Genomic DNA, 18,327 nt, shown 5'->3' with positions numbered 1-18,327 from the left:
ACGACTACTCTCACACCAACAAACACCAGGTGTTGCAACCACCACGTGAATCCGCCGCTCCTTCAGGGAATCAGATTCCTTCGAGGAGTCCTTCACGGCTTTTCGGGCTGGCGGGCGCGTGGTCTTCGGGTGCGGGAACGCGGCCCACTGCGCGATCACCGTTTCGTCGCCGGGACGGGCCGGGCGGCGGTAGCGTTCGATCACCGCTTCGATTTCTTCGGTCAGCCGCCGGCATTCGCCCGGCGTGAGCGGCATCCGGGTGCTGCTCAGCGCCGCAGTTCCGGTTCGCGGGAGCGGATGTCCTCGTGCTGGTGCGGGAAAGCCACGAGCGGTCCGGACCTCTCCAGGTCGTCGACGAAGCCGGCCGCGCGCATCCGAGTCGATTCCTGCGCTGCCGTCCACCAGCGTTCGCGCTTCGAGCCGCGGCTGGCGTCTTCCTCGGCCAGTCCGGTGCCAGCGCGCAGGGTGCGGGCGTCGCTCTGGCGGGCTCGGCGTTCGGCGGCAGCATAGAATCGGACAGGTGGAGTCGACCTCGGTGGTGAGCGCGGACGCGGCCCTGTTCCGGCCGGTGCGTGCCGGGAACGCCTTCGAGGAGACCGTCGAGCGGCTGTTGCAGGCGATCCGGCTCGGGGTCGTCGGCGCGGGGGACCGGTTGCCCTCCGAGCGCGAGCTGGCCGAACGGCTCGGCGTGAGCCGGGTGACGCTGCGGGAGGCGATCCGCGCGCTGGCCGACGCGGGGTACGTCGAGTCGCGGCGCGGGCGGTACGGCGGCACGTTCGTGAACGAGAAACTGCCGGAGCCCGCGGAACGCGCGATCGGCGAGGTGGACGCGGCCGGGCTGGAAGACGCGCTCTGCCTGCGGCACGTGCTGGAAACCGGTGCGGCGGAGGCAGCCGCGGCGCGGACGTTGAGCCCGGCTGACCGGCAGCACCTCACCGGCACGCTCGCGGAAGCGTCGGCGGCGAGCCTCGCCGATTACCGGCGCAAGGATTCGCGGCTGCACCTGGCGATCGCCGAGGTCACCGCGTCCGCGTCGCTGACCAGCACAGTCGCCGACGCGCGGACCCGGGTCAACCAGCTGCTCGACCGGATTCCGCTGCTCGAGCCCAATCTGGAGCATTCGAACGCGCAGCACGAGGCGATCGTCGACGCGATCCTGGCCGGCGATCCGGTGGCCGCGCGGCAGGCGATGGCTGAGCACATCGAGGGCACCGCATCGCTCCTGCGCGCCTTCCTCTCGTGAGCAATTCACCGGCTCGGCAGAACCTTGTCACTAGTTCAGCCGTCCACCATTCGTGGAGTCAGCCTCGGAGAGTGACCAATCCGCTGTTGTCCGTCGCCGGTGGCGCCGCATCCGCAGGGGTGCCTACTGCCTGACCGGCTTCGCGGTCGGGGTGCCGCTGCTCGCGTTCTGGATCGCCTACCTGCTGCTGGACGTCCGCAGCCCGCAGGACGTCCTCGCCTCGCTCGGCAAAACTGTGACGCTGAAGTACGCCGACGGCAGCGAGCTGCTGCGCGTCGTGCCCCCGGGCGGCGACCGGCGGTTCGTGCCGTTCGACCAGATCCCGCAGAAGCTGCGCGACGCCATCGTCGCCACCGAGGACCCGACGTTTTGGGCCAACTCCGGCTTCGATCCGACCGGGATCGGCCGCGCGTTCCTGACCGGCGTCGGCGGCGGGTCCGGGATCACCCAGCAGTACATCAAGAAATCGACCGGCGACGAGGATTCGACGCTCGCCCGGAAGATGCAGGAACTCGTGCTCGCCACGAAGATCACGCAGGAACAGAGCAAGGAACAGATCTTCGAGAGCTACGTCAACATCATCTCCTTCGGCCGCAACACTTTCGGCCCGGCAGCGGCGATGAACGCGTTCTTCGGCCGTCCGCTCGACAACAGCATCACCTGGAGCGAAGCCGCGTTCCTGGCCGGGATGATCCAGTCGCCTTCGGTGCACGATCCGGCGGTGTCCGGGGACGAGCACGCGGCGAAGCGCTGGCGGTATGTGCGGGACAAGCTGGTCGAGCGCGGCTATGTGAAGAACGCCGACGGCCTGGCTTACCCGGGCGCGGAGATCAAGCCGCCGGCGGAGACGCGGGTGAGCCTGAATTACCACCAGTATCACCTCAAACAGCGGGTGCTCACCGAGCTGGAGGCGGCCGGTTTCTCGCTTTCGCGGTTGCAGCAAGGGAATCTGACCGTTCAGACCACCCTCGACCCTGGATTGCAGAGCGCCGCGCACGCCGCGTTGAGCGACCGGTTGAAGGGCGAGCCAGCGGAGTTCCGCGGCGCGCTGGTGGCCGTCGATCCGGCGAACGGCGCGGTGCGCGCGTACGACGGCGGCAACAACGGCGTCCGGGATTATGCGGCAACCGGGCACGCGCTCGGCTCGGCATTCTATCCGTTCACCGCGGCCGCTGGCTTGAAGAACGGGATGTCGCTGGACGAAAAAGTGGCTGCTCCTAAAGAGATTCTGTATCTCGGCGAGAAGTTCGACTATCCGCCGAAGTGCCCGCAGCCGTGTACTCTGCGGAGTGCCTTGACCTCGGGTGCGGACACACCGTTCATCACGGTCTCGAAGAAGATCGGCGTCGATGAGGTGAGCGCGGCGGCGCGGGCGGCGGGGATCCCGGACGAGGTGGACGGCACGCCGACCATGCGCGAACAGGACGGCCTCACGATCGGCTCGGGCATCGTCGTCGGCCGGTATCCGATGCGACCGCTCGACGTCGCCGGGGCGTACGCGACGTACGCCGCCAACGGGATGCACGCGCCGGTACACCTGGTCGACAAGGTGCTCGACCGGTCCGGAAAAGTCGTGTGGCAGCACGAAAACGAGCCGGCTTCCGCGGTCCCGGAGAAGGTGGCGCAGGACGTGACTTCCGCGTTGCGGACGACGCTGCCGGACGGTCGCCCGGCAGCGCTGCGCACCGGCGAGTTCGAGCGCGGAAATTCGCGCGACAACCAGGATGCCTGGGCGGTCGGCTACACGCCCCAACTGGCGACGGCGGTATGGCTAGGCACCGACGACAACCGCAAGCTGCTCGACGCGGACGGCAAGAAGGTGACGGGCACGTCGATCCCGGCGGACGTGTGGCGGTCCTTCATGGCCAGCCGGTGACTCAGGCGGCCCGGCGGCTGACCTTCGGGATCACCATCGGGCTGCCGCTCTCCGGGCACTCCATCACCCGGCACGGCAGCTCGAAGATCCGTTCGACGTTCTCCGCCGTCACGACCTCCTCCGGCGTCCCGGTGGCCAGCACCTTCCCGTCGCGCATCGCGATCAGGTGGGTGGCGTACCGGGCCGCGTGGTTGAGGTCGTGCAGCACCGCGACCAGCGTGCGGCCCTGTTCGCGGTGCAGGGTCGCGCACAGGTCGAGGATGTCGAGCTGGTGCGCGATGTCCAAGTACGTCGTGGGCTCGTCGAGCAGCAGCAGGTCGGTCTGCTGGGCCAGTGCCATCGCCATCCAGACGCGCTGGCGCTGCCCGCCGGACAGCTCGTCCACCATCCGCTCGGCGAGGTCGTCGACGCCGGTCGCGCGCATCGAATCGGCGACCACCTCCGCGTCCTCGCGGGACCACTGGCGCAGCAGTTTCTGGTGCGGGTACCGGCCGCGCGCGACCAGGTCGGACACGGTGATCCCGTCTGGCGCGATCGAGCTCTGCGGCAGCAGGCCGAGCCTCCGCGCGACCTCCTTCGCGCCGTAGCTGGAGATCACCTCGCCGTCGAGGTAGACCGAGCCCGCGCGCGGCTTCAGCATCCGGGCGAGCGCGCGCAGCAGCGTCGTCTTGCCGCAGGCGTTGGGGCCGACGATGACCGTGAACGACTTGTCCGGGATGACCACGCCGAGCCGCTCGGCGACGGTGCGGCCGTCGTAGGCCAGCGTCAGGTCCTCGGCGTGCAGGCGGGTGTCTTCGCTCGTCAGTGCCACACAGGTAAGGCTAACCTAGTGAGCCCGGTCCGGGGAGTTGCGCGGGTCGCATTAGCGACCGGGGACCGGCCGGTGCCATGATGCGTCCGGGAGAAGCCCGGCAGAGCGAGGATGGGATGGACGACTACCGCGTCGTCGCGGACGAACTCGCCGCCGACATCGAAGCCGGCCGGCTGCGGCCTGGCGACCGGTTGCCGCCGCAGCGCCGGTTCGCGCGCGACCGCGGCATCGCCGGTTCCACCGCGGCCCGGGTGTATGGCGAACTCGTGCGTCGCGGCCTGGCAGTCGGCGAGGTCGGCCGGGGCACGTTCGTGCGCGCGGCGAAGCCCGGTCCCGAACCGGCGCTGTCCGAACCCGGCGACGCGCGGGTAGACCTCGAACTCAACTTCGCGGTGCTGCCCAGCCAATCGGCCAAGCTGGCGCAAGCACTCGAACCCGTGCTGCGCGCCGACGTCTTCACCGACGCCCTGCATCCGCTCGGCGCGGCGGGCACCAAGGCGGTCCGTGAGGCGGCGGTCGCGATGCTCGCTCGCGGGTCGTGGACGCCGGATCCGGAATCGGTGCTGGTGGCGGGAAACGGACGCCAGGGCATCGCGGCCGCGCTCGCCGCCTTCGTGCCGACCGGCGAACGGCTGGCGGTCGAATCCCTGACGTATCCGGTGGTCAAAGCCGCGGCGACCCGGCTCGGCATCGAGCTGGTGCCGATCGAAACCGACGCGCACGGTCTGGTCCCGGCCGCGCTCGCGGCGAGTGCGCCGGTGCGGGCGCTGTACGTCCAGCCGACCTTGCACAACCCGCTCGGCACCACGATGCCGCCGCGGCGCCGCGCCGAACTGGCCGAGACCGTCCGCAGGCTCGACCTGCCGGTGGTCGAGGACGGCATCTACACCTTCCTGCGCCCGGACACCGAACCGCTCGCCGCGCTGATGCCGGAGCGGACGGTTTTCGTGGACAGCCTGTCGAAACGCGTCGCGCCCGGGCTCACCGCCGGATTTCTCGTGGTGCCGCCGCCGTGGGTCCCGCGGCTGGCGAGCGCGATCCGGTCTGGCGGCTGGGCGGCGTCGCGGTTCTCCGTGGAGGCGGCGCGGCGGTGGATCACCGGCGGCGTGCTGGCGGAGGTCGAGGCCGCGAAGCGCGTGGACGCCGGAGCACGGGCCCGGATCGTTGCCGACCGGCTGGCGGGTTTCCAGGTGTACGGCGACGCTTCGGCTTATCACCGGTGGTGGGTGCTGCCGGAGCAGTGGCGGGCCGAGACCTTCGTGGCCGCCGCTGCTCGCCGGGGGATCGCGTTGTCCCCGGCGGCCGCGTTCTCGGTAGTGCCCGGACACGCGCCGAACGCGGTGCGGATCGCGGTGTCCGCGCCTTCCGAGGAGACGTTGGCGAGTGCGCTGGACGTGCTGGCCGGGCTGGCGCGCGGATCGCCGGACGACCTGCTGGTGGACTCGTGAGTGTTCACGCCGGTTAGAACCGGCATGAACACTCACGACGTCCTCACGCCTTCCGCCGCCAGAACATCCTGGTGAGCGTCGCCGCGACGGCCGCCGGAGCGGGCTGCCGGGGCAGCTTCTTGGCTTCCGGCGCGGATTCCGGCATCACCCGGTACACGAGATGCGCCGCGAACCGCGCGAGGTCCGGCATGGCCAGCGAGGCCAGTTCCGCGGCGCGCCCCTCGGGCAGGCTCAGGATCTGCGGCCGCCGCTCGATCGCTTTCACCACCAGCGCCGCCGCGCGTTCCGGCGAACTCGCCGGCAGTCCGAGGTACGAACCTGTCGGCGCGATCATGTCGGTGCGCACCAGCGGCATCCGGACCGAGGAGAACGTGACGCCGTCGGACAGCGTCTCGCGCCCGGCGGTCAGGCTGAACTCCTCGAGCGCGGCTTTCGAAGCCAGGTAAGCGGAAAACCGCGGGGTGTCGGTCTGCAGGCCCTGCGTGGTGACGTTCACGACGTGGCCGAACCGGCGATCGGTCATCGACGGCAGCAGGCCGAGGATCAGCCGCACTGGACCGAAGTAGTTGATGGCCATGGTGCGCTCGTAGTCGTGGAACCGCTCCGTCGACAGCTGGACCGAGCGTCGGATGGACCGTCCTGCGTTGTTCACCAGGACGTCTACCCCACCGTGCTCGGCGAGGACCGCCTTCACGAGGCTGTCGACCGCGTCGCCGTCAGTGAGGTCGCACGGGTACGCCGCCGCTTCGCCGCCTGCGGCGGTGATCTCGCTACGTACGTCTTCGAGTTCTTCAGCACGGCGCGCGACGAGAAGCACCTTCGCGCCGCGACGCGCGACAGCGAGCGCACTCGCGCGGCCAATGCCGGACGACGCACCGGTAATGAGGACAACGCGCCCTTGAAGCCCGGGGCGCCGAGCGTGGTCCGGGTCGAGATGCGCGCGCCAGTAGCGGTAGAGCGGTTCGGCGTAGTCGCGAAGCTCGGGAAGGTGAACGCCGCTGCCGTACAGCTCCGAAGTGGTGCGCGCGGTGTCGAACTCCACCTCCATGTTCAGGTGGGGGAGTACTTCGAGCGGAACACCCAGCTCAGTCAGCACTGCCGCGCGCGTTGCCCGTCCAGTCGGCAGACGGTCGACAGCGGTCGCGAGAAGAGACGCTGTGCGGCGAAGCGGCCCAGACGGCACGGTCGTGCGTACGCGAGGCGCTCCGGCGACGCGGGCGAAGGCGTTGTAGACCTCGTGCAGCTTTTGCGGTCGCGGCGAAGCGAGGTGATACGTACTGCCCGAAGGCGCTTCGCGGTGCATGAGGGTTTCCATCGCGGCGACGACGTAGTCGACCGGGACGAGGTTGGTCGCCCCGAGATCGGGCGCGACGAGCGGAAGCTGCTTCGGCAGCGCGGCGAGGCGCGAGATGGCGGGCAGGAAGTAGTACGGGCCGTCGATCTTGTCCATCTCGCCGGTGCGCGAATCGCCGACGACCGCGGAAGGCCGATAGACGCGGAACGGCACCTCGGACTGGGTGCGGACCAGCTTCTCGGCCTCGAACTTCGTGGCGTGGTACGGCGAATTGAAGGACTGCCCGAGATCGAAGTCGGCCTCGGTGAAGCGGCCGGCGTGATCGCCGGCGACGGCGATGGACGAAACGTGGTGCAGCAACCGCGCGCCGGCGGCCGCCGCGAAGGCGAGGAGATTCCGGGTGCCCTCGACGTTCGCCGCCCGGTTCGCCGCGTCGTCGGCGGTGAAGTCGTATATCGCGCCGAGGTGGACGACGTGGTCGAGCCCGGCGTAACCGGCCGGGTCGAGGCCGAGCAGCGGTTCGGTGAGGTCGCCGACGGCGGGGACCAGGCGGTCGGCGTTCGGCCACTCCCGCGCGAGCGCGTCCAGGCGGTCGCGCGAGGTGTTCCGGACGAGCACGTGGACGGCGGTCGTGTCCCGCCGGGCGAGCAACCGGGCGACCAGGCGCTTCCCGAGGAAGCCCGTCGCGCCCGTGACGAAGTAGGTGGTCATGGCCGGCACCTTTCGGGGTCTGCGGGTGCCGACTCTACCTACTCATGAGTAGGAACGGTAGTTGTCAGTCGGTTCCGGTGCGTCCCGCGGACGTCGCGGTGGCCACCACGGCGTCGCGCAGGGCCGCGCGCAGCCGTCCGACCTCCAACGGCCCCAGCACGGCGGCCTCCCCGGGCGGCGCGACCAGGACGACCTTGTCGTCGCTGCTCACGAACACCGTCACGTCGCGCCGCCGGCCCGCCAGGTCCCGGCAGCCGACCGTCCACTCGTTCCGCACCGCACTGTCGTCCCGCGCTGTCACGGCCCTCGCCCTCCGATCACGTCATGCCCGTGTCCTTCGTGCGCGGATGGGACCGCCCGCTCCGCGGCGGCTTACGCCGGTTCACCCGAATTGCCTACTGGCCGGTTTTCCACCGGGTGTGACCAGCCGCGTACCGGAGTAGCGTCGGCGACCGCACGCCGCGGGCACTCGGGAGGACGCATGTCGGAACCTCGGAAGATCGTCATCGTCGGATCCGGGCTGGCCGGTGCCACCACGGCCGCGACGATTCGAGAACGCAGCTTCGAGGGCGACATCGTGCTGCTCGGAACCGACCCGCACCGGCCGTACGAGCTGCCGCCGCTGTCGAAGGCAGTGCTGCTTGGCAACGCCGACGAACCCGATTGGGTGCGCGAGGAGGGTTACTGGACCGAGAGCGGCATCCAACTGCTCTCCGGCACCACGGCGACCCGCGTCGAACTGGGTGCACGCCTTGTTCATGATGACGCGGGCGGCGAACATCGCTACGACCGTCTCGTCTTAGCGACCGGCTCGCGCCCGCGGAGGCTGAAGGTGCCCGGCGGTGACCTGCCTGGCCTCTACACGCTTCGCACCCTCGACGACGCACTGCGGTTGCGCGAGGCGTTCGAAGCAGCGAAGCGGGTACTGATCGTCGGCGCTGGCTGGATCGGCACCGAAGCCGCAGCAGCCGCGCGTACGCACGGTGCCGAGGTGACTGTGGTCGCGCCGGAGAAACTGCCGCTCGCCAACGTGCTCGGCGACGAGGTTGCCGGAGCGTTCTACCGTCTGCACGAAGAACACGGCGTGCAGTGGCGGCTTGGCGAAGGCGTCGCTGCGATCACCGGCGACACCGCAGCGACCGGCGTCCGACTCTCGAGCGGCGAAGAGCTGTACGCGGACGTTGTGCTTATCGCGGTCGGTGCGGCCCCTTGCGTCGAGCTGGCGCACGCTGCTGGCCTGGAGCTGGCGGACGACGGTGGGGTCGATGTCGATGCCGGTCTGCGTACAGCGGCACCTGACGTGTACGCGATCGGCGACATTGCTTCGCAGTTCCATCCGCGCTACGGCCGCCGCGTACGCGTCGAGCACTGGGCGACAGCGCGTACGCAAGGCGAGCACGTGGCGGCCAACCTCTTTGGCGCGAACGAGCCGTACCTGAACAGCCCGTACTTCTTCTCCGACCAATACGACCCGGACCGCGGCGGCCCGGCGATCGGCTGCGAATACCGCGGCCTGCCGGACTTGGATCGCGACCGCGTCGTAGTGCGCGGCGACCTAGCGGCGTACGACTTCACGGCGTTCTGGGTGACCCCAGCCGGCGAGGTTTCGGCCGCGATGAACGTCAACCAGTGGGACGACGGGGACGCGCTGCAGAAGCTGGTCGACGAACGGATCGTGGTCACTGACGACCAGTTGCGGAACGGGGACCTCGCCGAGCTGGGCTGACCGCCAGCGTCGCGAACGACAGCATGGCGAGCACCCCGAACCCGGCCATCACGGCGGTCATCGGAACCGCCGTGCCGGATCCGCCGAGCCCGACCAGCGGCGTCGCGAGTCCGCCGATCGCGAACTGCAGCACGCCCAGCAGCGCGGACGCCGATCCTGCCGTGCGTGCGTGCCCGGCGAGCGCGAGGGAACTGGCGTTCGGATTGATGATTCCGATGCAGGAAACCATCAATAGCAACGGAATCAGCAACGCAGGCAATGGCAGTCGCAAACTCGCGGCGGTCAGCGTGACCAGGCCGGACAGCGTCGACACGGTGAGCCCGGTACGCAGGAGCGTCCGTTCGGGGAAGCGGCCGACGAGCCATCCGTTGAGCTGCCCCGCGAGCACGATGCCGACGCCGTTGAGCCCGAAGACGAGGCTGTATTCCTGCGGGCTGAGGCGGTAAACGTCCTGCAGAGCGAACGACGAACCCGAGATGTACGCGAACAACGCGGCGAAGTTCAGGCCCGCGGCGAGCGCGTAGCCGAGGAATGTGTGGTCGGTGAGCAGGTGCCAATATGTGCGAAGCACTCCGCCCAGCCGCGCCGGATGCCGACGCTCGACCGGCAATGGCTCCGGCAGCGCGAACGCGACCGCGCAGAGTAGCAGTGCGCCGAACGCGGTGAGCACGACGAACACGCCGCGCCAGGACGTGAACGTAAGCAACTGCCCGCCGAGCACCGGAGCGAGAATCGGCGCGAGACCGTTGACGAGCAGGAGAAGCGAGAAGAACTTCGTCATCGCGGTGCCGGTGTAGAGATCGCGAACGGTCGCGCGGGCGATCACGATCCCCGCAGCCGCGCCGAGCGCCTGGACACTCCGCGCGGCGATCAGCAGTTCAACGCCCGGACTCGCCGCCGCCGCGACCGACCCGGCGACGTACAGCCCCAGCCCGGCCAGCAACGGCCGCCGCCGCCCGAAGGAATCCGACAACGGCCCGGCGACGATCTGCCCGATCGCGAGCCCGACGACGAATGCGGTGAGCGTCAGCTGGACCGTGGTGTCGGAGGCCTGGAAATCGCCCGCCATCCGGGGGAGGGCGGGGAGATACATGTCAATGGAGAGCGGCCCGAAGGCGGAGAGGCCGCCGAGGATGAGGAGACGCCGGATCTTGCCCCGGACGGGGTGCTCGGGGAGGGTGACGGTGTGGTCGACGGCGGGATGCTCCGTGCTGGACGGGCTCGTGGTGGTGGGGTATTCGGCTGTGGAGTGTTCCGTGTTGGAGGGGTCTGCGGTGGGGTATTCGGGTGCGGAATGCTCCGACTCCGGGTGGTCAGCGGTGGATTGGTCCGCCGTGGAGTGATCGGGAGCTGTCTGATCGGCCGCCGGATAGTCGGTCGTGGAGTATTCGGTCGCGAGCAACCCCGCGCCGTCCGGAAGCGGCACTGCACGCTCAGCGGCACACGGTTCTTGGTCGGCGGCGGGCTCGGGAGTGTCGGCCGCGCTCGGGTTCTCGCGGAGGCCGCGCCGGGAATCGCGTCGGGCCTTGCCGCTGGGCTTGGGCAGCTCGTTTTCGCCGTCGACATGTCCGATCTTCGGGGCCAGGCTGTCTCGGAGACCGTGCGGGGCTTTGCCGCTGGGCTCGGGCAGCCTGCTTTCCCCGCCGACGCGTCCGACCTTCGGGGCCGGGCTGTCTCGGCGATCGCCCCGGGTTTTGCCGCTAGGCGCGGGCAACCCGCCCTCATCGCCGACCCCGTGCCCGGCTCCCAGACCGGGGCTCTCCCGCGAACTTTGCCCCGCCCGGTCCTCCGCCTCTCCGCCGCTGCCCGCCGTCACGTCGCCGCCTTCCCGCCCGCGTGCGGCGCGAGCCGTCCGTCGTCGCGGCCGCGCCGCCTCTCCCGTCCCCATCCGCGCCGCACCGTCTCCTTCGCCTTGGCGGGACCTCCCCGCCCAGACGAGTGTCCGTTATCCACCCGCGCACCCGGTGATCGGATCAATTTCCGCACCAAATCCGCCTACCCTCTAGATCTCCCTCCCGGCGGTACGCTATACATCGGATGTATCGCGAGAACGGTGTCGAGAGAGGGGTTCGTCCGTGCGGTTTGTGCGTCTCGGGGCAGCGGGGGCTGAGCGTCCGTTCGTCCGTGCCGGTGACGGCACCCTCCACGACCTCTCCGGGGTCACGCCGGACATCGACGGCGCGTTCCTCGCCGGCGACGGACCGGCCAGGGCCGCGCGGGCGCTCGACGCCGGGGAACTGCCGGTCGCCGACGGGGCTGGGCTGCGGGTCGGCGCGCCGATCGCCGCGCCGGGCAAGATCGTCTGCATCGGCATGAACTACCGCCGCCACGCCGAGGAAACCGGCGCGGCCGTGCCGACCGAGCCGGTGCTGTTCATGAAGGCGCCGGACGTGATGGTCGGACCGTTCGACGAGGTGCTGATCCCGCGCGGGTCCACGGCCACCGACTGGGAGGTCGAACTCGGCGTCGTCATCGGGAAAACCGCGCGCTACCTGGAAAGCGCGGACGAAGCGCTGGCACACGTCGCCGGGTACGTGGTGTCCAACGACGTCTCCGAACGCGACTTCCAGCTGAACCGCGGCGGCCAGTGGGACAAAGGCAAGAACTGCGAGACCTTCAACCCGCTCGGCCCGGAGCTCGTGACCGCCGACGAGATCCCCGACCCGCAGGCACTCGGCCTGCGTACCTGGGTCAACGGCGAGAAGGTGCAGGATTCGTCCACAAAGGACATGGTGTTCGGCGTCGCCGAGATCATCCGCTACCTGAGCCAGTTCATGGTGCTGCGCCCCGGCGACCTGATCAACACGGGCACCCCGGAGGGCGTCGCGCTCGGACAGCCCGAGCCGAAGCCGTACCTGCGCGCGGGCGACGTCGTCGAGCTGGAGATCGACGGCCTCGGCAAGCAGCGCCAGACCCTCGGGCAGGCCTGACATGGCGAAAATCGTGGCCATGGAGGTCCGGGACGTCCGTTTCCCGACGTCGCGCGACCTCGACGGTTCGGACGCGATGAACCCGGATCCGGACTATTCGGCGGCCTACGTCGAATTGCACACCGACGCCGGGCCGGACGGGTACGGCCTCGCGTTCACCATCGGCCGCGGCAACGACGTGCAAGCTGCCGCGATCCGCGCGCTGGCACCGCATGTAATCGGCCGCGACGTGCCGGAAGACGCCGAAGCACTTGGTGCGCTCTCGCAGGCGCTCGTCGGCGATTCGCAATTCCGTTGGCTGGGGCCGGAAAAAGGCGTCGCGCACATGGCGATCGGCGCGATTGTCAACGCCGCGTGGGATCTCGCCGCGCGGCGTGCCGGGCTGCCGTTGTGGAAATTCGCGTCTCGGATGACGTCGGAGGAGCTGGTGTCCCTTGTGGACTTCCGCTACCTTTCCGATGCGCTCACCGAACAGGAAGCGCTCGACATCCTGCGCGCGGCCGAACCCGGGAAAGCGGAACGGATCGCCAAGCTCGAAGCCGACGGTTACCGCGCGTACAGCACGTCGGCGGGCTGGCTCGGTTACTCCGACGCGAAACTGGTGCGGCTGGCCGAGCAGGCCGTCGCGGACGGTTTCGAGATGATCAAACTGAAGGTCGGCGGGAATCTCGAGGACGATGTCCGGCGGATGAAGCTGGCGCGCGAGACCGTCGGCGCCGACATCCGGATCGCGGTCGACGCGAACCAGCGCTGGGATGTCGCGACGGCGGTGTCGTGGATGACCGCGCTGGCCCCGTTCGATCCATATTGGATCGAAGAGCCGACTTCGCCGGACGATGTCCTCGGGCACGCGGCCATTGCCAAGGCGCTCGCGCCGATCAAGGTAGCTACCGGCGAGCATGTCCAGAACCGCGTGGTGTTCAAGCAATTGCTGCAGGCCGGTGCGATTGACGTGCTGCAATTGGACGCCGCCCGGGTCGGCGGCGTGAACGAGAACCTCGCGATCCTGTTGCTGGCCGCCAAATTCGGTGTCCCCGTGTGTCCGCACGCCGGTGGCGTCGGGTTGTGCGAACTGGTGCGGCATCTGTCCATGTTCGACTTCGTCGCAGTGTCCGGTTCGGACAGTGACCGCTCCATCGAATGGGTCGACCACCTGCACGATCACTTCACCGATCCGGCCGTCGTGCGTGGCGGCCGCTACCTCGCTCCGACCGCACCGGGCTTTTCCGCGCGCATGCACGACGCTACGCTGCGCCGGTTCAGCTTCCCGGACGGTCCTGAATGGACGGAGAACGCGCAGTGAGCGAATTCGACGGCCTGGTCGCCGCGGTCACCGGCGGCGCTTCCGGCATCGGCCTGGCCACGGCGAACCTGCTGGCTCAGCGTGGTGCGCAGGTGGCCGTGCTCGACCTCAAGACGGACGAGGTGCCCGAGCCGCTGGCCGGGTTCCGCTGCGACGTGACGTCCGACGCCGAGGTGCGCGCCGCGGTCGACGCGGTGGCCGAACGCTTCGGCCGGCTCGACATCCTGGTCAACAACGCGGGAATCGGCGCACAGGGCGACGTCACCGCGAATGACGACGACGAATGGCACCGCGCATACGACGTGAACGTGGTCGGCATGGTGCGCACTGCCCGGGCTGCCTTGCCGCACTTGAAAAACTCCCCGGCGGCCGCGATCGTGAACACCTGCTCGATCGCCGCTTGGGCCGGGCTGCCCGCCCGCGCGCTGTACTCGGCGACGAAGGGCGCGGTGCTGTCGCTGACTCTCGCGATGGCCACCGATCACCTGCCGGACCGGATCCGGGTCAACTGCGTGTGCCCCGGCACCGCGGACACTCCGTGGGTCGGCAGGCTGCTCGACACCGCCGCCGATCCCGCGGCGGAGCGGAAGGCGCTCGCCGCCCGCCAGCCGATGGGGAGGCTGGTCACCGCGGACGAGGTCGCGAACGCGATCGCGTACCTGGCCAGCCCGCTTTCGGCATCGACTACCGGCACCGCGCTCGCGGTGGACGGCGGCATGTACGGCCTGCGCCCGCGCGGACCCGTGCAGAACTGATCTGCTCAGCCAACAAGGCCTGTCATCAAGGAGGATGCGGTGCGTACGAAGGTGATCCGGTTGGCCGCCGCGGTGGCCGCTTGCGGTTTGGTGCTCGGTGCGTGCGGGTCCACTAAGGACAAACCGGCGGCAGCGGCCGGAGGCGGAACCGGAAAAGTGGGGGCGACCCTGCCCCTGCTGACCTCGCCGTTCTGGCAGGCCTACAACAAATACGTGCCGCAGATGGCGAAGGAGCAGGGCCTCGACGCGCAGCCCACGGTGAACGCCGACAGCGACCCGGCCAAGCTCATCACGGACATCGGCACGCTGCTCAGCCAGGGCGTGAAGGGGCTGGTTGTCACGCCGCTCGACTCGGCCGCGGTCGTCGCTGGCCTGAAGCAGGCCGAGAACAAGGGCGTCCCGGTGGTCGCGGTGGACGTCGCGCCGGAGAGCGGCAAGGTCGCGATGGTGGTCCGCGCGGACAACAAAGCGTACGGAACCAAGGCGTGCGACGAAATCGGCAAGCGCGTGAAGAGCGGCAAGGTCGTGCAGGTGATGGGCGACCTCGCGTCGGTCAACGGTCGCGACCGGTCGGCGGCGTTCCGCGAGTGCATGAAGCAGAAGTACCCGGACGTCAAGGTGCTCGAGGTCGCCGCCGAATGGAAGGCGGACAAGGCGTCGTCCGGTTTGGACAGTCTGCTGACCGCGAACCCGGACATCAAGGGCGTCTACATGCAGGCGGGCGGGGTCTACCTCGCGCCGACCGAGCAGGCGCTCAAGCGCAAGAACCTCTTCTTCCCGGTTGGCGACCCGAAACACGTCGTGCTGGTGAGCAACGACGGCATCCCGCAGGAACTCGCCGCGATCCGCAACGGCGAACTGGACGCGACCGTTTCGCAGCCCGCCGACGCCTACGCCAAGTACGGCATGTACTGGCTCAAGAAGGCGATGGCGGGCGAGAAGTTCAAGCCCGGCCCGACCGACCACGATTCCACGATCGTCGAGATCAGCCCGGGCATCCTGGAGGACCAGCTGCCCGCGCCGGTCGTGACCAAGGACAACGTGGACGACAAAGCGCTGTGGGGTAACAACCTGTGAGCGCGCCGGTAGTGCAGGCGGACGGCGTCGGGAAGCGGTACGGGCCCACCGTCGCGCTGCATGACGTCAGCCTCACCGTGCGGCCCGGCGAGTCACACGCACTCGTCGGCCGCAACGGCGCGGGCAAGTCCACCCTGGTGTCCATCCTCACCGGACTGTCCGAAACGGACACTGGGAGCGTTTCCTTCGGCGGCGCGCCAGCACCTCCGCTGTCCAAACAGGACGACTGGAAGGCACGCGTGGCGTGCGTGTACCAGCACGCGATGGTGGTGCCGCAGCTGACGGTCGCGGAGAATCTGTTTCTCAACCGGCAGGGTCAGGGCGGATTCGCGATCGGCTGGAAGAAGCTGCGCAGGCAAGCGCGGGAGCTGCTGGACTCGTGGGATGTCCAGGTCGATGTGGACACTCCGGCGGGCGAGCTGTCCGTCGAGGACCGTCAGTTCGTCGAAATCGCTCGCGCGCTGAGTTATGGCGCCCGGTTCATCGTGCTGGACGAACCGACCGCGCAGCTGGACAGCCAGGCCATCGAGCGGCTTTTCGAGCGGATGCGGCAGATGCAGGAGAACGGCGTCACGTTCCTGTTCATCTCGCACCACCTGCACGAGGTTTACGAGGTGTGCCAAGCGGTTACCGTCCTGCGCGATGCTCGCCATGTGCTCACCGCCCCCGTTGCGGAGGTCAGCCGCGCGGCGCTGGTCGACGCGATGACGGGGGAGCAGGGCGGCCTCGCGGTCCGCGACGCGGCGAGCCGTGACCCGCTCGCCGCAGACGCCGAAGAGGTGCTTGCCGTCGACGGGTTGTCCGGCGACGGATTCCACGACGTATCGCTGCGAGTCCACCGTGGCGAGGTCGTCGGTCTCGCCGGGAGCAACGCGAGCGGCAAGCACCAGGTGGCCGAGACCGTGTACGGCCTGCGCAAACCCACCTCAGGAACTGTTGCCGTGAACGGAAAACCCCTGCCGTCCGGCGACATTGCCGCCGCCCTGCGCGCGGGCATCGGCTGCGTCCCGCGGGACCGGCACCACGAAGGCCTGGTGCTGGAACACTCCATTATGGACAACGCGACCCTGTCCGTGCTCGACCGGATGGGCCCCGGCGGCCTGGCGTCCCCGAAGGTCCGCCGCGAACGCGGAACGCGCGCGCTGACCGACTACGACATCGTCGCGGCCGGCCCGGACCAGCCGGTCTCGGACCTGTCCGGCGGGAACCAGCAGAAAGTCGTGCTCGCCCGGGCGTTGGAGAGCGACCCGCGCGTGGTGGTGCTGATCAATCCCACCGCGGGGGTGGATGTGAAGTCGAAGGAGGCCCTGCTCGCGGTCGTGGACCGGGTGCGGGCCGAGGGGAAGGCGGTGCTGCTGGTGAGCGACGAGCTGGACGACCTGCGCCTGGCCGACCGGGTGCTGGTTTTGCGCGCCGGCGAGGTGACCGCCGCTCACCAGGCCGGCTGGTCCGACGGGGACCTGGTGGCGGATATCGAAGGAGTCGGGCTCCATGACTGACCTGATGAGCGACCCGCAGACGGCGCTGCCCGCGGTACGGGCGAAGCGCCGGAAGTCGGCGTGGCTGCGCGAACTGGCGCTGTTGCCCGCGCTCGTGGTGGTGTTCGTGATCGGCGGGCTGATCAGCGATACGTTCTTCACCTTCGACAACATCATCAGCATCCTCTCCGCCGCGGCGGCGTTGTCGCTGGTCGTGCTGGGCGAATCGCTGGTGCTGCTGACCGGCAAGTTCGACCTGTCGCTGGAATCCACGATGGGCATCGCCCCGGCGATCGGCGCGATGCTGGTCATCCCCGCGGCGTCGTCCGGCTTCGGCACCGAATGGCCCTCGGCGCTGGGCCTGGTGGCGATCCCCGTGGTCGGCGCGCTGATCGGGTTTGTGAATGGCTTCCTGATCGTGAAGCTGAAGCTGAACGCGTTCATCGTGACACTGGCGATGCTGACGGTCCTGCGCGGAACCCAGATCGGCACGACGAACGGCAAGACGCTCTTCGACCAGCTCGACGCGTTCACCGCGCTGGCGACGACGACGTTCGCCGGACTCCCGATGTCGGTCTGGCTCGCGGCCGTGCTGTTCGTGCTCTTCGGACTGGGCCTGCGCTACCACCGGGTCGGCCGGTCGCTGTACGCGATCGGCGGCAACCGCGAAGCCGCGCGGGCCGCGGGCATCAGAGTGGACCGGATTTCCTGGGCGGTCTTCGTGGTGGCCGGAGTCCTGGCAGCCATCGGCGGCCTCGCGTACACCGGCTACGTCGGCGCCCTCGGCGCGGACCAGGGCGACGGCTTGATCCTCCAGGTCTTCGCCGCGGCGGTCATCGGCGGCGTTTCCCTGGACGGCGGACGGGGCACCTTGGTCGGCGCGCTGACCGGGGTGCTGCTGCTGCAGTCGGTGGACAGCCTGCTGCGCATCGCCCAGGTCCCCGCCGAATGGCTGAAGGCGATTTACGGCGGGATCATTCTGATCGCGTTGATCATCAGCCGGTATGCGGGCGGAAAGCCCCAGACCTGATCGGTGGAGGTCCGGTGATCATCCGACCTTCGCGGCGGGAGGACTCGGCGGGTCCGGGCGGCTCGGTGGGTGGTGCGGTGTGCAGCTGGGCGCGGAAGTCCGTGAAGGGCTCCTTCAGGGACTTCGAGTCTCTCGGTTCGCCCGGCACGGGGTGCTCCGCGGCAACACCTTTCGCTGCGGCCTTCGACTCCGCTGCTTCCGGTGCGGTGAGGGCTGCCTTCTCCGCACTTGGTCGGGAGTTAATGACGGGCACCTCCATCTTGCTGCGGGGCGAACCGGTTCCCGCCGAGTCGTCCAAGCCTGCGCGACGGAGGCCTTCGTCTTTTCTGGTCCGGAGATTGACCGCGCCCGGCCTGGTGCCTGTGCGAGAGTCCCTCTCGCTCCGGCCAGATGGATCTTTTCGCTTCGACCACGATGGTGTGAGGGTTATCCCCGTTCTCGCCGTCGAGACGCGAAAGTCCTTCTCGCTTCGGCCAGGTGCGCGCGATGGGTGCTTTCTCCTCGACCACCGCGGGGTGAGGGTTGCGGTCGCTCTCGCCGTAGAGGGGCGAAAGTCCTTCTCGCTCCGGCCAGGTGCGCGCGATGGCTCCTTTCGCGTCGACCGGCGTGGGGTGCGGGTTGTCCTCGCTCTCGCTGTGGGGGCGC

At 69.3% G+C, this 18,327-nt stretch carries 14 protein-coding genes and 2 pseudogenes; 10 read left to right on the top strand and 6 right to left on the bottom strand.

Features of this window, described 5'->3' with window-relative positions; translation table 11 throughout:
* A pseudogene (locus L942_RS44870) lies at window positions 1-255 on the bottom strand (hypothetical protein); the annotation flags it as partial.
* A 265-nt stretch (window positions 256-520) separates the two neighbouring features.
* On the opposite strand from L942_RS44870, the gene L942_RS11080 reads away from it, so the two are divergent.
* Together L942_RS11080 and L942_RS11075 are read left to right on the top strand one after the other, a co-directional pair.
* Window positions 521-1,243 (top strand): FadR/GntR family transcriptional regulator, encoded by a 723-nt coding sequence (locus L942_RS11080; RefSeq protein ID WP_037358403.1) that lies wholly within the window; start codon window positions 521-523, stop codon window positions 1,241-1,243.
* Between the two features lie 151 nt (window positions 1,244-1,394).
* Complete coding sequence (locus tag L942_RS11075) at window positions 1,395-3,119, top strand: transglycosylase domain-containing protein (protein WP_440201308.1); 1,725 nt, start codon at window positions 1,395-1,397, stop codon at window positions 3,117-3,119.
* A gap of 1 nt (window position 3,120) precedes the next feature.
* Here the strand turns inward: L942_RS11075 and L942_RS11070 are convergent, their stop codons facing one another.
* A complete protein-coding gene (locus tag L942_RS11070) occupies window positions 3,121-3,930 on the bottom strand; it encodes an ABC transporter ATP-binding protein (RefSeq protein ID WP_037358399.1) in 810 nt (269 codons plus the stop codon).
* 116 nt (window positions 3,931-4,046) lie between these two features.
* Here L942_RS11070 and L942_RS11065 point away from each other — a divergent pair, with 116 nt between their 5' ends.
* Window positions 4,047-5,378 carry an aminotransferase-like domain-containing protein gene (locus L942_RS11065; protein WP_037358397.1) on the top strand — a complete coding sequence of 444 codons (1,332 nt, stop codon included), beginning with the start codon at window positions 4,047-4,049 and terminating at the stop codon, window positions 5,376-5,378.
* Window positions 5,379-5,421: 43 nt separating this feature from the next.
* Here the strand turns inward: L942_RS11065 and L942_RS11060 are convergent, their stop codons facing one another.
* Complete coding sequence (locus L942_RS11060) at window positions 5,422-7,383, bottom strand: SDR family oxidoreductase (protein ID WP_037358394.1); 1,962 nt, start codon at window positions 7,381-7,383, stop codon at window positions 5,422-5,424.
* Window positions 7,384-7,447: 64 nt separating this feature from the next.
* Window positions 7,448-7,684: a hypothetical protein gene (locus L942_RS11055; protein WP_037358392.1), complete on the bottom strand. Its 237-nt coding sequence runs from the start codon at window positions 7,682-7,684 to the stop codon at window positions 7,448-7,450.
* Window positions 7,685-7,864: 180 nt separating this feature from the next.
* On the opposite strand from L942_RS11055, the gene L942_RS11050 reads away from it, so the two are divergent.
* Window positions 7,865-9,109 carry an NAD(P)/FAD-dependent oxidoreductase gene (locus L942_RS11050; protein ID WP_037358391.1) on the top strand — a complete coding sequence of 415 codons (1,245 nt, stop codon included), beginning with the start codon at window positions 7,865-7,867 and terminating at the stop codon, window positions 9,107-9,109.
* Here the strand turns inward: L942_RS11050 and L942_RS11045 are convergent.
* Window positions 9,063-10,259 (bottom strand): multidrug effflux MFS transporter, encoded by a 1,197-nt coding sequence (locus tag L942_RS11045; protein WP_051165878.1) that lies wholly within the window; start codon window positions 10,257-10,259, stop codon window positions 9,063-9,065. The two genes, L942_RS11050 and L942_RS11045, sit on opposite strands and share 47 nt — an antisense overlap.
* A gap of 925 nt (window positions 10,260-11,184) precedes the next feature.
* On the opposite strand from L942_RS11045, the gene L942_RS11040 reads away from it, so the two are divergent.
* Genes L942_RS11040 through L942_RS11030 form a run of 3 tightly spaced genes read left to right on the top strand, consistent with a single transcriptional unit; the run spans window position 11,185 to window position 14,097 of the window.
* Entirely contained in the window at window positions 11,185-12,039 is an 855-nt protein-coding gene (locus tag L942_RS11040; RefSeq protein WP_037358389.1) for a fumarylacetoacetate hydrolase family protein, read from the top strand.
* A gap of 1 nt (window position 12,040) precedes the next feature.
* A complete protein-coding gene (locus tag L942_RS11035; RefSeq protein WP_037358388.1) occupies window positions 12,041-13,342 on the top strand; it encodes an enolase C-terminal domain-like protein in 1,302 nt (433 codons plus the stop codon).
* Entirely contained in the window at window positions 13,339-14,097 is a 759-nt protein-coding gene (locus L942_RS11030) for an SDR family NAD(P)-dependent oxidoreductase (protein WP_037358385.1), read from the top strand. The genes L942_RS11035 and L942_RS11030 overlap by 4 nt, the downstream gene beginning before the upstream one ends.
* Window positions 14,098-14,102: 5 nt before the next feature.
* On the opposite strand, the pseudogene L942_RS46145 reads toward L942_RS11030, so the two are convergent.
* Window positions 14,103-14,246: pseudogene (locus L942_RS46145) on the bottom strand (hypothetical protein); the annotation flags it as partial.
* Between L942_RS46145 and L942_RS11025 the strand changes: the two are divergent.
* Genes L942_RS11025 through L942_RS11015 form a run of 3 tightly spaced genes read left to right on the top strand, consistent with a single transcriptional unit; the run spans window position 14,185 to window position 17,682 of the window.
* The gene (locus tag L942_RS11025) at window positions 14,185-15,174 is read left to right on the top strand and encodes a sugar ABC transporter substrate-binding protein (protein WP_369094762.1); all 990 of its coding nucleotides are present in this window, start codon (window positions 14,185-14,187) and stop codon (window positions 15,172-15,174) included. The pseudogene L942_RS46145 and the gene L942_RS11025 sit on opposite strands and share 62 nt — an antisense overlap.
* Entirely contained in the window at window positions 15,171-16,673 is a 1,503-nt protein-coding gene (locus tag L942_RS11020; RefSeq protein WP_037358379.1) for a sugar ABC transporter ATP-binding protein, read from the top strand. The genes L942_RS11025 and L942_RS11020 overlap by 4 nt, the downstream gene beginning before the upstream one ends.
* Window positions 16,666-17,682: an ABC transporter permease gene (locus L942_RS11015; RefSeq protein ID WP_037358376.1), complete on the top strand. Its 1,017-nt coding sequence runs from the start codon at window positions 16,666-16,668 to the stop codon at window positions 17,680-17,682. The genes L942_RS11020 and L942_RS11015 overlap by 8 nt, the downstream gene beginning before the upstream one ends.
* Window positions 17,683-18,327 lie beyond the last annotated feature (645 nt).

The sequence above is a fragment of the Amycolatopsis orientalis DSM 43388 genome (genome assembly GCF_000411975.1).
GTDB lineage: Bacteria > Actinomycetota > Actinomycetes > Mycobacteriales > Pseudonocardiaceae > Amycolatopsis > Amycolatopsis orientalis_D.
This window is presented reverse-complemented; position numbering and strand designations above follow the sequence as displayed.